Annotated in this window: 15 protein-coding genes; 12 read left to right on the forward strand and 3 right to left on the reverse strand. The window is 62.5% G+C overall.

Annotated elements, in window-relative coordinates; all coding sequences use genetic code 11:
• Window positions 1–9: 9 nt before the first annotated feature.
• The 10 genes from ACYQ6J_RS05640 to ACYQ6J_RS05685 all read left to right on the forward strand — a co-directional run bounded on the left by ACYQ6J_RS05640 (window position 10) and on the right by ACYQ6J_RS05685 (window position 10697).
• Window positions 10–1413, forward strand: coding sequence for a quinol:electron acceptor oxidoreductase subunit ActD (locus ACYQ6J_RS05640; protein WP_460183221.1), 1404 nt, complete (start codon window positions 10–12; stop codon window positions 1411–1413).
• Window positions 1410–2657, forward strand: a complete 1248-nt coding sequence (locus tag ACYQ6J_RS05645) for a quinol:cytochrome C oxidoreductase (protein WP_460183222.1) — start codon at window positions 1410–1412, stop codon at window positions 2655–2657. The genes ACYQ6J_RS05640 and ACYQ6J_RS05645 overlap by 4 nt, the downstream gene beginning before the upstream one ends.
• A 65-nt stretch (window positions 2658–2722) precedes the next feature.
• Entirely contained in the window at window positions 2723–3160 is a 438-nt protein-coding gene (locus ACYQ6J_RS05650; protein WP_460183223.1) for a hypothetical protein, read from the forward strand.
• Window positions 3161–3256: 96 nt separating this feature from the next.
• Window positions 3257–4159: an SCO family protein gene (locus ACYQ6J_RS05655; protein ID WP_460183224.1), complete on the forward strand. Its 903-nt coding sequence runs from the start codon at window positions 3257–3259 to the stop codon at window positions 4157–4159.
• 74 nt (window positions 4160–4233) lie between these two features.
• Window positions 4234–5406, forward strand: coding sequence for a cytochrome c oxidase subunit II (coxB, locus tag ACYQ6J_RS05660; protein ID WP_460183225.1), 1173 nt, complete (start codon window positions 4234–4236; stop codon window positions 5404–5406).
• A gap of 76 nt (window positions 5407–5482) precedes the next feature.
• Window positions 5483–7315 (forward strand): cytochrome c oxidase subunit I, encoded by a 1833-nt coding sequence (locus ACYQ6J_RS05665; RefSeq protein WP_460183226.1) that lies wholly within the window; start codon window positions 5483–5485, stop codon window positions 7313–7315.
• 78 nt (window positions 7316–7393) lie between these two features.
• Window positions 7394–8215 carry a cytochrome c oxidase subunit 3 family protein gene (locus ACYQ6J_RS05670; RefSeq protein WP_460183227.1) on the forward strand — a complete coding sequence of 274 codons (822 nt, stop codon included), beginning with the start codon at window positions 7394–7396 and terminating at the stop codon, window positions 8213–8215.
• Window positions 8216–8302: 87 nt separating this feature from the next.
• Window positions 8303–8644: a cytochrome C oxidase subunit IV family protein gene (locus tag ACYQ6J_RS05675; RefSeq protein ID WP_460183228.1), complete on the forward strand. Its 342-nt coding sequence runs from the start codon at window positions 8303–8305 to the stop codon at window positions 8642–8644.
• Between the two features lie 406 nt (window positions 8645–9050).
• On the forward strand, window positions 9051–9728 hold the full coding sequence (locus ACYQ6J_RS05680) for a glycosyltransferase family 2 protein (protein ID WP_460183310.1): 678 nt from the start codon (window positions 9051–9053) through the stop codon (window positions 9726–9728).
• Between the two features lie 12 nt (window positions 9729–9740).
• On the forward strand, window positions 9741–10697 hold the full coding sequence (locus ACYQ6J_RS05685; RefSeq protein ID WP_460183229.1) for an exonuclease/endonuclease/phosphatase family protein: 957 nt from the start codon (window positions 9741–9743) through the stop codon (window positions 10695–10697).
• 87 nt (window positions 10698–10784) lie between these two features.
• Here ACYQ6J_RS05685 and ACYQ6J_RS05690 read toward each other — a convergent pair whose 3' ends face one another.
• From ACYQ6J_RS05690 to ACYQ6J_RS05700, 3 genes are all read right to left on the reverse strand, one after another.
• Window positions 10785–11807: a ribonuclease H family protein gene (locus ACYQ6J_RS05690; RefSeq protein ID WP_460183230.1), complete on the reverse strand. Its 1023-nt coding sequence runs from the start codon at window positions 11805–11807 to the stop codon at window positions 10785–10787.
• 63 nt (window positions 11808–11870) lie between these two features.
• On the reverse strand, window positions 11871–12854 hold the full coding sequence (locus tag ACYQ6J_RS05695; RefSeq protein WP_460183231.1) for a GSU2086 family protein: 984 nt from the start codon (window positions 12852–12854) through the stop codon (window positions 11871–11873).
• An 86-nt stretch (window positions 12855–12940) separates the two neighbouring features.
• A complete protein-coding gene (locus ACYQ6J_RS05700) occupies window positions 12941–13828 on the reverse strand; it encodes an HAD family hydrolase (protein WP_460183232.1) in 888 nt (295 codons plus the stop codon).
• Window positions 13829–14143: 315 nt separating this feature from the next.
• Between ACYQ6J_RS05700 and ACYQ6J_RS05705 the strand changes: the two genes are divergently transcribed.
• Together ACYQ6J_RS05705 and ACYQ6J_RS05710 are read left to right on the forward strand one after the other, a co-directional pair.
• Window positions 14144–15118: an aldolase catalytic domain-containing protein gene (locus ACYQ6J_RS05705; protein WP_460183233.1), complete on the forward strand. Its 975-nt coding sequence runs from the start codon at window positions 14144–14146 to the stop codon at window positions 15116–15118.
• 54 nt (window positions 15119–15172) lie between these two features.
• Window positions 15173–15322 carry a hypothetical protein gene (locus ACYQ6J_RS05710; RefSeq protein WP_460183234.1) on the forward strand — a complete coding sequence of 50 codons (150 nt, stop codon included), beginning with the start codon at window positions 15173–15175 and terminating at the stop codon, window positions 15320–15322.
• Window positions 15323–15457: the final 135 nt, after the last annotated feature.

The raw sequence follows: 15457 nt of genomic DNA on the forward strand, positions 1-15457 counted from the left end.
GCGAAGAAGATGAATCGCGAAGCCGCACCGATTTCTCCGAACGACGGGCTGGATGCAGGACGCCGGTGGCTGGGCGTCGCCGCCCGGTTCGCCGGACCGGCGGACTTGCTGGCCGCCGCCAAACGTTTGAAGCAGGCCGGCTTTCGCCGCTGGGACTGCCACTCTCCCTTCCCGATTCACGGTCTGGATCGGGCGATGGGCGTGCGACCCACCGTCCTGCCGTGGCTGGTCTTCGGCGCAGGGTTGACCGGGGCCGTAGCCGCCCTCCTCTTGCAGTGGTGGACCAACGCCGTGGCCTACCCCTTTCAGATCAGCGGTAAACCGCTGTTCAGTCTGCCGGCCAACATCCCGGTCATCTTCGAGTTGACCGTACTGTTTGCGGCCTTGACGGCCTTTTTCGGCGCCGTTTTGCTCAACGGCTTGCCTCGTTTCGTGCACGCCGGGGCAACGGCCAAGTCCTTCGCGCGCGTGACCGCCGACGGTTTCTTCGTCACCGTGGACGCCGCGGATCCTGCGTTCGACCCCGTGCGGACCGCCGAGTTCCTCCGCGAATTGGGGGCGGTCGAGGTCGAGTTGTGTCCGCTTCCCGAGGGAAGCACCCAAATTCCCCGGGCCGTCTATTGGGCGCTGGCGATCATTGCGGTCTTGGCCCTGCTGCCGCCGTTGTTCATCGCTCGGGCACGCAATCACACGCTCGAATCTCCGCAGGAGCAACCCCGCATCCACATTATCAAGGACATGGATTTTCAGCCCAAGCTGAAGACGCAGCGGGTCAGCATGCTCTTTCCCGATCGATTGGGCATGCGTCCGCCGGTCCCAGGGACGATGCCGTTCGACCCCAATCCGGCGCCGCCGGTCGATCGCGGGCGTTTCGAGACCGGGCGCGACGGCGAGCAGTTCCTGGCCGAATTCCCTGTTCCCGTCGACGCCGCTCTAATGCAACGCGGGCGGGAGCGATACAACATCTACTGCGCAACCTGCCACGGCTTGACGGGCGAGGGCGGACTATACGACGGCATGACCGCTCGCCGGGCGCGGGCACGGGGTGAAGCCCTCTGGGTGCCTCCCGCCGCGTTGACCGGCCAAGCCGTTCGGGAACAACCGGTGGGCAAGATTTTCGATACCATCACGCACGGGGTGGTGCGCGAGGGACGCCATTCCATGCCCGCCTACGCCGTCCAAATCCCGCCCCGCGATCGTTGGGCCATCGTGTTGTACGTCTTGGCCTTGCAGCGGGCAAGGGCGCCTTTGCCGGACGATTTTCGCGGGCTAGCCGCTGCGACCGTCTCGCGTCCGGTTACCGTTTCCTTTGCGTCGGGTGACCAGTCCCCGGCGAGACCCGACACGCGGCAAACTTTGGCAAACACCATTCCGGAAATTCAACCCCAGACCGGTCAGCAAATCGCGCGATGAGTAACGCCAATTCCGTCGAAACGGTGCATTCCACGGTATCGGTCCCGACCGCGGCGGAACCGCCGCAAGGGCTGAAACCCTGGGTCAGCCGATTGGGCATTGCCGGGGTCGTCTGCTTGGCGGCGGCCTTCGCCCTGACGTTCTTGCCGTCCCAGGATCGCGGCTATTTCTTTCACGCCTACCTCACTCAATTTGCGTGGGTGCTGAGCATCGGACTGGGCGCGCTGTTCTTCGTGATCTTGCAACACGCGTCGCGGGCGGGGTGGAGTGTGACCGTGCGGCGACCCGCCGAGGCTGTTGCCGCCGCCGTTCCCGTTCTCTGCGTCTTGTTCCTGCCCGTCGGTCTGCCGGTACTGCTGGGCAGCGACGCCTTGTATCCCTGGGTGAATCGACAGACGGTTTTGCAGGACGAACTGCTGCGGCACAAGGCCGTCTATTTGAACGTGCCGTTCTTCGCGGTTCGGGCCGTGTTCTGTTTGGCCGCCTGGTGGCTCCTGGCTCGATTCTACCGGCGATTGTCGGTCCTTCAGGATGCCTCAGGCGACCCGCAACTCACCCGATCCCTGGAACGCTGGAGCGGACCGGCGCTGCTGCTGTACGCCCTCACCGTCACCGTGGCGGCGATCGATTGGTTGATGTCGCTCACGCCTCAATGGTTCAGCACCATCTACGGCCTGTACTATTTCTCGGGGGCGATCGTCGGCGGCACGGCGTTCATCATCCTATTGATTCTGTTCCTGCGCGGTACCGGACGCATCGATCCGAAACTTGTGACCGTCGAGCACCTGCACGACTTGGGTAAGTTGCTGTTCGGCTTCGTCATCTTCTGGGGCTATATCGCCTTCTCGCAATACATGCTGATTTGGTACGCCAACATCCCCGAGGAAACGCAGTATTACCTGCCGCGGCAGACCGGCGGTTGGGTCGGGATCTCCATCGCGTTGATCGTGGGACATCTGTTCCTCCCCATGCTGGGTCTGATGTCGCGGGCGGCCAAACGCAACCCCTACAGCTTGGCCTTTTGGTCGATTTGGGTGCTGGTCTTCCACTGGCTGGACGTTTATTGGCTGGTCATGCCGAAGGCGAATCCGCAGTTCGCGGGATTCGGCGGGATCGACTTGCTGACGGCGGCGGGCGGACTGCTGGTGTTCTCCGCGGCGGTCCTGGATCGCTTGGCGGCGGCGCCCGTCGTCCCGCTTCGCGATCCCCGATTGTCCGAGGCGTTGCATTTCGAGAATATTTGACGGCGAACCGGGGGCGGAATCGCCGCGCGGCGGTCGGTCGCCTCTGAGCAAAAGAAGAGCTTTCCATGGCGGAACGCGACATCAACACTTCGACCGTGGCGTTGATCGGCTTCATCGGGGCCTTGATCGTCTTCGCCATCATCATTTTGTTGCAGGTGGTGTACTTTCGCTGGATATCGGCCAGAGAGGCTGCGGACCGGCAGGTTCCACCCTCCGAATGGAGTCGCGTCCGTGCGGAGCAAGAGGCTCGCTTGAACGTGCCCGTGCCGCCCCAGGGGGGCGAGTCGGGAAGCCTGCCCATCTCCGCGGCGATGGACACGGTGGTGAAAGATTTGCAGGCCGGCAAGCCGATTCGCGAGGTGTCCGGGCGGGTTTCGAGCGCGACCGCGCCGCCGGCCGATCCCGCCGCCGGGCAAGCACCGAATGGGACGCCGCCGCCCAAGGCCGAAGCGCAGGCACCCCAGGGCACGTCGCCGGAGCCCTCGCCAAGCGGCACGAATTGAAGTGCGCCGATCGGCCGCGCCGTACAATTCCATAGAATCGCGGCAGCGGTCGTAAGACGCAGAAAGCATTCCGGCGGAATACGGGAGGTGGACTCGATGAATTCGAAACTCGCGGATAGTATTCGGCAGTCGGCGACCTTGACGGCGTGCTGCTTTCTGGCGTGGACGCTCGCCATCGCGCCGGTCCAGGCCCAAATCGCGGAGACCGCCCCCGACCAAATGGAAGGCGTGGGCGTCGAGGAGCACCTCAATCGTCCGCTGCCGCTCGATTTGGAGTTCGTGTCCGCCGAGGGAAAGACCGTCCGCTTGGGAGACTATTTCGACGGCACGCTCCCGGTCATCCTTACGCTCAACTATTCCAACTGTCCCAAACTGTGTCACTTGCAATTGAACGGACTGTTCGAGGGGTTGGAACGGTTGGATTGGCCGATGGGCGAGAAATACCGCGTGGTGACCATCAGCATCAACCCCGACGAGACCGTCGATCGTGCGGCGGCAACCAAGGCCAAGTACGCAAAGACGTATCGCGTGCCGGGGAGCGAGAATTGGGTGTTCTTGACGGGTAGCGAGGCGAACATTCGCAAAGCGGCGGACACCGTGGGGTTCTTCTATCGCTACGATCCCGTGGAAAAGCAATACGTGCACGTGGCGGTGATCATGGTCTGCACGCCCGACGGGCGGGTGTCGCGGTATCTCTACGGCGTGGAGTATCCGGCTCAAACGTTGCGTCTGGCGTTGCTGGAGGCCGCCGAAGGCAAGATCGGGACCACGGTGGACCGCATCTTGATGTTTTGCATGCATTTCGACCCTACCCGCGGCAGTTACACGCTGGCGGCCTGGAGGCTGATGCAGATCGGCGCCGCTTTGACCCTGGCCGTCTTCGGGCTAGTGCTGGGCGCCTGGTGGGTTCGAGATCAACGTCGCTCGCATCCGCACTCCGATACGGTCGATCCGTCGGCGGACGCGGAGAAACAAGGGCCCGGCGAGCCAAGCGTGTGATACCTTGGGGCGAAGATCAAAGTTGCATCAGGAAAGATTGACCATCACGACGGCGAGGGATTCTTCCGGTATCCATGAAGCGCGAAGCACGATCGCAGAGTGATACACCCGGCGGACCGGCGGTCGCGAGCACGACCTCCTCGGCCCCGACCGCGCGGAACGTTCCGACCGCCGCGAAAAATGCGGGCGGGGATTTTCGGCGGAAAGGGGTGCTCTGGGCTTGGGGACTGCCGTTGGCTCAGGCGGGCGGCAGTTTTTGGCTCCCCGACGCGGCCTCCACCACGGCGCACTATACAGACTATTTGTTCTACGCGATTTTCTACATCTCCGCCTTTTTCTTCGCCTTGATCGTTGTCTTGATGACGGTGTTCCTAATCCTGTATCGTCGTCGCGACTCGCGAATCAAGGGAGAGAAGACCGCCAGTCACAACACCGCCCTGGAATTGTTCTGGACCTTTGTGCCGGTCTGCATCGTGATTTACATCTTCGCTACCGGTTTCGTCGGCTACATGGAGATGCGAACCGCCCCGCCGGATGCCTACGAAATCCGCGTGACGGGTCAGAAATGGAAGTGGTTTTTCACCTATCCCACCGGCTATGTGGACGAAAACCTGCACGTGCCCACCGACAGACCGGTGCGGTTGGTGATGACCAGTCGCGACGTGATCCATAGCCTCTTCATCCCGGCGTTCCGTCTCAAGATGGACTTGGTGCCGGGGCGCTACACCAGCACTTGGTTCCATGCGGTGCAACCGGGAGAATATCCCCTGCTCTGTGCGGAGTATTGCGGCGACAACCATTCGTCGATGTTGGCCAAGGTGGTGGTCCACGAACCGGGTCGGTTCGAAAAATGGCTGGAGGAGGCCTCCAACTTCATGAAGAATCTCTCGCCGGTGGAGGCGGGACGGATTCTCTATCAGCGGCAAGGCTGCGCTCAGTGCCACTCGCTGGACGGCACGCGCAAGGTCGGGCCCAGTTTCAAGAACGTCTACGGCGAAGAGGTCCGATTCGCGGACGGCACCTCGACCATCGCTGATGAAAACTACCTTCGGGAATCGATTCTGGTTCCGGATGCCAAGATCGTGGCCGGATACCCCGCGCAAATGCCGCCGTATCAGGGGCTTCTGGACGAGGACAAGATCGCCGCTCTGATCGCCTTCATCAAGTCTCTGAGCGATGCCCATGCGGAAGAGGCCCAACCGCCGGCGGGCGCCGACGGCGCGGCTTCACCGAACCCTTCGCCTTAGGGATTGGCCCCTATAGTCCTAGGCGCGGCGTTCGGGTCGATGAAAACCCTTGCTTGATTGATACGAATGGATCGTCATGGATAGTACCAGTTCCGCTCCCGTCGATTATCTGCATGCCGATCGCGGCATTTGGTCGTGGGTTTTCACGCTCGATCACAAGCGGATCGGGGTGATGTATTTGGTGGGCATCATCGCATCGCTGCTTTTGGGCGGGTTGTTCGCGTTGGCGATTCGCACGCACCTGGCGATTCCCGCCTTCACGCACGGTAAAGCGCCCGCCGCGAGCACCCCGTCCGCCGAACAACCGGCGGCGGTGGTACCGCCCCAAGCGACCGCCGGCGCGAACGACGCGACTGCGGGCCTATCCGCCGAGGGCGAGGCGCCGACCGCTGCCAGCACGGTTCAAGAGACGCCTCAGCGCTACCTGTTGACCCCCCGGCAATACAATCAGGTCTTCACGCTGCACGGGGCGATCATGATCTTCCTGGTCATTATCCCCGGCATTCCCGCCGCCTTGGGAAACTTCGTCCTGCCTTTGATGCTGGGCGCGAAGGACGTCGCCTTTCCGCGACTCAATCTGGCCAGTTTTCACCTCTGGGTTATCGGCGCGATCTTCTTTTTGATCGTATTGGCTACCGGCGGTCTGGATACCGGCTGGACGTTCTACACACCCTATAGCACCACGACCGACACGCGGGTCGTCACGGCGGCCTTGGGGGCGTTCATCCTGGGGTTCAGCTCGATATTTACGGGCATCAATTTCATCGCCACGGTCCACATGCTTCGGGCGCGCGGCATGAGTTGGTTCAAAATGCCCCTGTTCGTTTGGTCGCTGTACGCCACCGCGGTGATTCAGGTCCTCGCCACGCCCGTCCTCGGCATCACGCTGCTTTTGGTCGGTGCCGAGCGACTGCTGGGCTTGGGGATTTTCGACCCCAAACTCGGCGGCGATCCCGTGCTGTTCCAGCACTTCTTCTGGTTCTATTCGCACCCCGCCGTGTACATCATGATCCTGCCCGGCATGGGCGTCATCAGCGAATTGATCTCCACGTTCAGCCGAAAGCACATTTTCGGTTATCGCTTCATCGCCTTTTCCAGCGTCGCCATCGCGCTGTTGGGGTTCTTGGTGTGGGGGCACCACATGTTCACCAGCGGTCAGTCGCGTTTGGCCAGCATGATCTTCAGCGCCCTGACCTTCAGCGTCTCCATCCCCTCGGCGATCAAGGTCTTCAATTGGCTGGCGACGATGTACAAAGGCTCCATCTCGCTGCAAACGCCGATGTGTTACGCCCTGGCCTTCTTGTTCCTCTTCGGGATCGGCGGTTTGACGGGCCTGTTCTTGGGGGCCTTGAGCACCGACGTGCACCTGCACGACACCTATTTCGTGGTGGCGCACTTTCATTACGTCATGTTCGGCGGGACGTTGGTGGCGTTCCTGGGCGGCCTGCACTATTGGTGGCCCAAGATGACCGGCAAAATGTTCGACGAAACCTTGGGCCGATTGGGCGCGCTGGCGATCTTCTTGGGGCTGAATCTGACGTTCTTCCCGCAATTCCTGCTGGGGAGTCGCGGCATGCCCCGCCGCTACTTCGACTACTCGCTGCTGCTGGACCGCCATCCGGAATTCGCCGGCTTGAACGTGCTCTCCACGGCGGGGGCGTTTTTGACCGGGTTGGGGTTCATCATCGTCGCCGTCTGTCTGGCGCATTCGCTGTGGCGAGGTCGCTCGGCGCCGGCCAATCCCTGGGGTGCGGCCACGCTGGAGTGGCAGACCTCCTCCCCGCCTCCTAAGGAAAACTTCCTGCGACCGCCCGTCCTGAGCGAGAACTACGATCCCTATTACCTCGACGATTTGGAATACGACACGAAGACCGGCGCCTACTACGGGGTGCCGCTCGGTTTGGCGTGAGCGCTCGACGAACTCGGGCGACGTCCCTGCCGATCGTCGCCGCATGCGGACATTCCTGATTCGGATGGCGGATAGCCCATGAACGACTCGACTGCCTTGGCCTCCCACAACGCTTCCGCGGAGAGCGGGGAGGGGCACCACGCTCACCCCGACTACGTCGCCCATCATTTCGATTCCGCCGAACAGCAGTTCGACGCGGGAAAATTGGGCGTTTGGGTCTTTTTGCTGACGGAAATCCTGTTTTTCAGCGGGTTGTTTTGCGCGTACGCCGTGTATCGGGGAAATCACCCCGAAGTGTTCGTGTACGCCCATCATTTCCTGGACAAGAACCTGGGCGCGTTGAACACCGCCGTGCTCATTTTCAGCAGTTTGACCATGGCCCTGGCCGTCCGCGCCGCGCAGTTGGAGCAGCGCCGCGCTCTCATCGCCTTCCTGGTCATCACTCTGCTGTGCGCGTTCGTCTTTCTGGGAGTCAAGTATGTGGAATACCGCCAGAAGTGGGAGCACGGTCTCCTGTGGGCCGGACGTTACCACGCGACTGCGCATGAATCGAGCCACGCATCCGAACCGTCCGGCGCCGACCATGGCGAGGGCGTCGCGGCGCCGAGCGTGGGCGAGACCGCGCCGGGCGTCCCCCCGGAATTGCCGCCGGGTGAAAAGGTCTCCGAGGATGCGCCTCGGTTGGTGGGAGTTTTTTTCAGCATCTACTTCGCCATGACGGGTCTGCACGCTCTACACGTCATCGGCGGGATCGGGGCCATCGTCTGGATTCTGGTCCGTGCCGTCCGCGGCGACTTCAACCGGTTTTACTTCGGCCCGGTCGATTACGTGGGACTGTACTGGCACTTGGTCGATTTGGTCTGGATCTTTCTCTTTCCGCTGCTCTATTTGATCCACTGATTGATCCACCGACGGCGGAAATTCGGCGAAACATTCATCACGGTCACAACCGGCAAAGAGACGCAATCGTAGCGAGCGGGTGCAAGCATGAACACGGCGGAATCCGGTCATCAGGAAGGTTTCGGCCACGTCGTTCCCCTGGGGACGTTGCTGGGGGTCTTCGCCGCCCTGATCGTTTTGACGGTCATGACGGTCGCGGCGACATGGGTGGATCTCGGGTCGGCCAACTTGTTCATCGCCATGGGGATCGCCGCCGTCAAAGCGACCTTGGTGGCCCTGTATTTCATGCATCTCCGTTACGACCACCCCTTCAACGCGCTCATTTTCGTGGTGGGTTTGCTCTTTCTTACCCTCTTTCTCGGTTTGACGCTGCTGGATACCAAGCAGTATCAACCGGAAATTCAAGCCGCCGTGGAAAACCCCGTCTGAAACGGGGCGGCGGATGCCCGGCCTTCGGCGGTGCCGTCGATACGGCCGTCGAATCGGCGTGTTGCGTCCCACGCGGGAATCACGGGTTCCTCGCGACGCACGGTCTGCTCCGGCTTGCGTGCGTTTCAACTTCGGCGGCATGGTCCGTGGCACGCGGCATCGGCACGGCCCGTCTTGGCCGCAAAACCGTTTTCATGATTTCCGGCGGCATAAGCGGCGCGACGCGACGGTGGCGAACTTCGGTCGATTCGATTCATAGGCGGCGACGAAGAGAAGTGTGAGGAGCCGCCGTACGTCCCGGCGGGATTGCGCGTACGGAAGCGTTCTGTGTAGGTCCTCGCATCTTGTGATGGAGACGCGCGCGGTGCGCCTGCGCCTCCGCGGCAGAAGGAGCCTTCCGTTGTCAGTGTCGCTATCGGTCCTGCTATCGTTTCGGAATTGTCAGGGGGTGCTGGCGGCGCGTCTGCCCGAGCTGATCGAATCGCTACCCGACCTGACGCCGAATTGGGAGCTGATTCTTGTGGACGACGCCTCGCGAGACGCCTCCGCGGAAATCGCGGAGGAATACGCGCGGCAATACCCGCAGGTCCGTCTCATCACACCTGCGCAGCCGCGGGGCAGATTGGAGGCCTTGCGGACGGCCCTGCTCCGCAGTCGCGGCGACTACGTCTTGATTCCGGTGCGGCAGTCGTGGACGGCGGGCGACGGCCTGCATCGCATGTGGGCCGCGCGGCATCACTTGCTGGTCCTCGGCGTCTCGGGCGACGCGGACGATCCTTCGCGGCGGGAATGCGAAATCGTTTTGGTCCAACGCCCCTTCGCGGGAACGGTCATTCCCTTCGTCACGGACCCGGCCCGGATTCCTCTGTTGGCGGAACGCTTCGGCCGGGAATGTCATTTGGTGCGGTTGTTTCCCGGGGATGACCGGGCTTCCCTGTGGGAGGAGGCTCCCAGCTTTGCCGGCGTTTCCACGCGCTGCGATCCGCACGAACGGACGATCCCTCCGCCGGCGAGTCACCGCCGAGTTCCGCGCAGCGCGCCCGCCTTCCTTCGCCGACTGACGGATTTCGCCCTGGGCGAGTGAAACGACGGGGATATGAGACCGCTTTACGGTTTGATACTGCTGGTGGGCGGGATTACGGCCTCGTGGTGGCTGATTCCGCGACTGGTTGCGCGCGGCATGCTGCCCGCTCCCGTCTGGTCGGCTCCCGGCGCGGACAAGCACGAGGACGCCGCGGAGTTGCCGATGGTACCGGCGCTTCCTCCTCCCAAGTCGCAGTCCTCGCTTCGCATTTGCAGTTGGAACGTCACACCGCTGACGGAGGAAAAACTGCTGACGCCCGGCGTCGCCGCCGCCCTGGCCGCCGTCATTCGCCAATTCGACGTGATTGTCTTGCAAGGGGTGGATCTGCGGGATCGCGGCGTCATCGCCCGACTGATGGATTACGTCAATCGCGATCGCGCGGTCTTCAGCTACGCAACGCTTCCGGAGTCCCTCCGCGTCGTCACCACGCGCGGAATCGTGGTGGTCTTCGATCTGTCGGGAGTGGAAATCGATCGGCGAACCGTTCGGGTGGTGGACGATCCGTTGAAGCGACTGCAATTCCTTCCCTTGACCGCCGCCTTTCGCGCCCGAGGGGTGCCGCCGCAAGAGGCGTTCACCTTCACGTTGATCGGGGTGCAGGTGGACACGCTCCGCGCGGAGGAGGAGACGGACTTGCTCGACGACGTGTTTCGTGCCGTACGCGACGACGGTCGGGGAGAGGATGATATCATCCTAGCCGGCTATTTCGGCGACCGAACTCCCCTCCGCCAAGGACTGTCGGGACTTGCCGACGTGGTCCCCGTGATGCTGGACATTCCCACCACCGTAGACGGCAAGGGCGCTGTGGACGGATTCTTCCTGGACCGTCGGGCGACGACGGAGTACACAGGCAAACACGGCGTGATGGACCTCGTGCGGCAGTTCAAGATTTCGGCGGGGCAGGCCGCTCAAGTCGCCGACCATCTTCCCGTCTGGGCCGAATTCAGCACGCGCGAGGGCATCGAGTAGCTTCCCAATCACTCCGCCGTCTGCCGCAAGGAAGACAAGGCAGAGAAGCGAGCCTCGCCGCCTCCGCACGATTCGTTTTGTCGGGACTCACTTCCTGCGGCGGACCCAATCCAAGGGGATGCCGAGTGATGCCCGCATCGCCTCGATGGCTTGCAGCATCCGCCGGGCGTCTTCGGGATATCCGGCGGTGGGGGCCAGGCCGGGGATTCGCGCCGCCCAGAATTGGTTGACCGCCCGCATGGCCGCTTCGCGAAGGTACTTGGCCAAGATGGAAGCGGCGGCGACGGGAAACAGGCGATCGCCGCGTGCCGTGAAGCGGATTTCCCACCCTTCGAACGGACGACCGAGACGATAACGGCTTTCCTCTCGGCCCTCGCCGATCACTTCGATCCATTCCGGCGACAAGGTCTCGTAGAGGACGTCGAGGTACCGATCCCGTCCGCCGTGTTTGTCGCAATACACGCGGCCCGGGCTATCATCGTCGCACGATTCGATCAATTCCCGCGCCAGGGTGAGCGTTTCCAGCGAGAGCAGGCGGCCTTTCGATTCATGCTCGGCTACCAGGCGGTTGAATCGCGGTTCGCAGAGCAGGCGGCAGCGGACGTCGCGGAGACGCAGACCCGATGCATCGGCGACCCTTCGGAAGGCCGTTGCGGAGGCGGCGACCGCGTCGCGGGCGGTTTCTTCGGCGGGGGGTAGCGGCAACGAGGTATCGAACCGCGCCAACCACGGGAGGTCGGCGAAATCGCCGAACGCCCGACCGTCCAGGCGGCGAACCAGTTCCCGCCACGTGTCCGCCTCGACGCCGCAAAATCGCGTCAGGACCAAGGCGGAATGCTCCAGGCGTGCCCAGCCTTTTCCCGACTGATAGACCTGCTTCGAGTCGCCGATCACGCAGGGAGGAGGCGCGCCGTCGGAACTCACTGCTGCGTGTTTGCGACCCGAGCACGCGGACGGTTCCAGAACGGCGGGGGCAAGCCGCGAATACCAAGTGTCGGGCGGCGCGGCGGCGGGGGCCTGCCATAGCGTGGCGGCGATCACCAACGGGCCCATGGTCGGACCGTAGCCCGCCTCATCCAGACCGATGTACCAGCATGCGCCGTCCGCCATGTCTTCTTTTCCCGCACTCCCCGGTCGCTCCAGCTCGTCGATACGGTGCCCGCGGATATACCTTTACGAATCGACGGAAGGCGATTCCGTTGCGGCGATGACGGCGTGGTACAGGGCGGGCACGGTCAGACGATGCTCGCCTTGAACGTAGTGGCTTTCGCCCCCGTCGGCCACCGTACGAACCAAGACCGTCTTGTAGGGACGGTAATAGTATCGCGGGTCCGTCTTGGGGACCTCGCGGGTGGTGTCCGATTCGATGGGTATCAGGTCGAAGACGCCCGTCGTGAAATGCCGGATTTCACGATGCTCTTGCTTCGCCGCGTTGCGGCTCATGCTGAGCGCTTTGAGGTAGACCTCGGGACCGGCGACGGCCGAACCGATGTTGAGAAACACGCCGCCCTCCAATTGCGATACGCTCCGGCAGAAGACGAGAAAGTCGTTGTCGGCGGCTTTGCCGGTTGCCGCTGCGTCGAAATTGGGGTGTTCGTGGATGATGTCTTGGCCGAAGGCCACGTGGACCGTGACGGGCACGCGGAGGCGATAACCGGCGGCGAGCACGCTGATGTCGCGATGAGGGAAGGACTCCGTTTCGATCACGCGGCCGATCGCCTCCCCCAAGCCGATGTCGTCCCGTGCGGCGATCTGGGCGGCCTCGTTGATGCGACCGGTTTCCTGCCACAACCCGAACTGCCCCTCCTTGATGTACCGCGCGACGCTTTCCGTGGTGGCCCCGATCAAGGCGAACTCGAAGTCGTGGATCGCTCCGGCGCCGTTCAGGGCCAGGTGCGTCAGCAATCCGCGACGCATCAAGTCGATCAGGAGCGGCCCGTTGCCTTGCCGCAGGACGTGCGCGCCGCAGAAAAAGATGACGGCCGAATCTCGCCGACGGGCCTCGACGATGCGACTCGCAAGGACGGAGAGCGACGGATGCGAAAAGTCCGGCGGCGGGTCCCCCGGGTGTCGCATGCAGGACAAATCCAAGTCGTGCACTCGTTCCGAAAGCGGACGCAGTTGCAAACGGCGGCGGTCGAATCGTGGGAATGGCATGAGGTCGGGTTTCTCGGTCTTGAGATGCGGAATGCGGAAACGGCGAGGCCGTCGCGGAACCGTGCGACTGCGGCAAACCGGGCGGCTTAAACGCTCCACAGATAGTCTATGAGCTGCCCGCACTGACGATAGTCCGGGATGACCAAATCGGCCCCGGCGCGGATCAGGCGATCCCGCTTCCAGGCGTCGATGCGTCCGTCGCGGAAGGTCTCGTCACTGGCCACGGCGACGGCGGTCCCCCCCACCTCTTTGACGTTGACGATTTCCACATAGCCGTCGCCGAATCCGAGCAGGTATTCGCCGGAGACGCCGTGTTCCCGCAGGGCGTCTTGAATCACCTTAGCCTTGGAGAAGCGGCGATAGTCCTCCACGGCCCCGAATATGCGATCCCCGAAGTAGCGATCGAGACCGAGCAAGGCCGCCTCTTCGCGGACGTCCGGTTGATCCGTACCGCTGGCCAGATACAACTCTACGCCCCGTCGCCGAAGCAACTCCAACAACTCCAGCGAACCGGGGACCAGCCAATCGTCGGGTCGATAGCGCCCGGTCCGCAAACCCTCGCGGCGTTCGCCGATTCGCTGCATCAGGCGGCGGATGTACTCGGCCTTGTACTGTTGCGGTTCCAGAGGTCGTCCGCCCCGGCGTCGGACCTCCTCCGCCAAGCGGATCATCTGGTAAATGGTTTGCTTGCCGGTCAACTCCGTGACGAAGTCGCGAACCAACGCTTCCAGGCTCGCGGCGGACTCGCCGGGATCCACGTCGTGGAGGATTTCCACCATCATGGGGATCATCACATCCTGCCAGCCCGCCCGAATCAGGCTGAGCGTTCCGTCGAAGTCGAACAGGGAGTAATGGAATCCTCGCCCCCCGACCGGCGGTCGAACGATCTCGATAGCCGTGCCCGGAAGAAGGCGGGTTTCGGCGGGAGCCTCGGCCAGGGGACGAAAGTCCGGTTCTTCGTGGCGATCGTGCATCGGTATTTCCGTGAGGTCCGGGTGCGAACCAACGAGCATGGCGAGGCGAACCGGCCCCGTCGCAATCCCTGCTTTCCGCGTATTGGGATTCCTTGGAGTATTCGCGCCGCAACGGGGCGGTGAATTGCCGCGGGGGCCTTCCAAGAGACTCTTTCCGTAAGATATGGTTGATTGACCGGTGTTGGAAAGTAGGCGGGAAGAGAAAATCCGGGTAAACTACGTTTCTATCCGATTTCCAGTCATTCCGTGTCGGGGAGCCCGCCGGGGAGTACGTTACGGCCGAGCGGCCGAGTTCGCAAACGGGAGGATTCTCGCGTGACCGCACCGTGGATTACCTATCGTCCGGAATTGAGGGTCTTGGATTGCACGATTCGCGACGGCGGCCTGATCAACGATCATCATTTTGCCGACGAATTCGTGAGGGCGGCCTACCACACCTGCGTCGAGGCGGGCGTGGACTACATGGAATTAGGTTACAAGGCCTCCAAGCAGATCTTTCAACGCGACCGCTTCGGCGCGTGGAAGTTCTGCGATGAGGATGACGTCCGCCGCGTCGTCGGCGACAATCCCACGCCGCTCAAACTCGCGGCCATGATCGACGCGGGCAAGACCGATTGGCGTACCGACGTCCTACCCAAGGACCGCAGCGTCTTCGACATGATGCGCGTGGCCTTCTACGTGCATCAAACGGTCGAGGCCTGCGAGATGATCAAGGACGCCTTCGACAAAGGTTATGAGGTCTCGGCGAACCTGATGGCGGTCTCGCGGGCGGCGGAGACCGAAATCGCCCAGTCCTTGGAACTGCTGGCCGAGACGCCGGCACAAACCGTGGTCGTGGTCGATAGCTTCGGATCGCTCTACGCCGAACAGATCGAGCGACTGGTCAAGCAGTATCTCAGCTATGTGAAGGATCGCGGCAAGGAAGTCGGCATTCATGCTCACAATAACCAGCAGTTGGCGTTCGCCAACACCATCGAGGCCATCATCCACGGGGCGAATCGCGTGGACGCGACGATGGGCGGCTTAGGACGGGGCGCCGGCAACTGCCCCATGGAACTGCTGCTCGGTTTCCTCCGCAATCCCAAATTCAAGCTTCGCCCGGTCTACCGCTTCCTGCAAGACCACATCGAACCGCTCCGCAACGAGGTGGAGTGGGGACCGCTGGTGCAATACAATATCACGGGCCAATTGAATCTCCACCCGCGCACCGCCATCCAAGCCCGATCCAACCCCGACACCCGCCACCACTACGTCGAGTTCTACGACCGCATTCTCAATGAGGAGTGCTGAACCGCGGCGGTTGTGGGAGTTTCGGTAAAGTCTGACGGCAAACCGGAAGCCTCCATGCGAATTATCCTCTTTTTTATCCTGACGGGACTGATGAATTTCGCGGCGGGATTCGCCCTTGCTACGATGCTGGACCACGGTCCGCGGTCGTGGCGCGAAGTTCGCTCTTGGCTCAGTGAACGCCGAACGGCCGTCAAGAACGCATAAAGACCGGACAAGTGGGAGCGAATGGAAAGATGGGAACGGTCTAACGGGAGTCTGTGCGAGATGATTGCAGGCTAGCCCCCTGGATTAAGTATTTCCTTTTCCCAATGTGGCTGAAATTCTTTAAGAAGAGCACTT

Source organism: Thermopirellula anaerolimosa, from assembly GCF_054657335.1.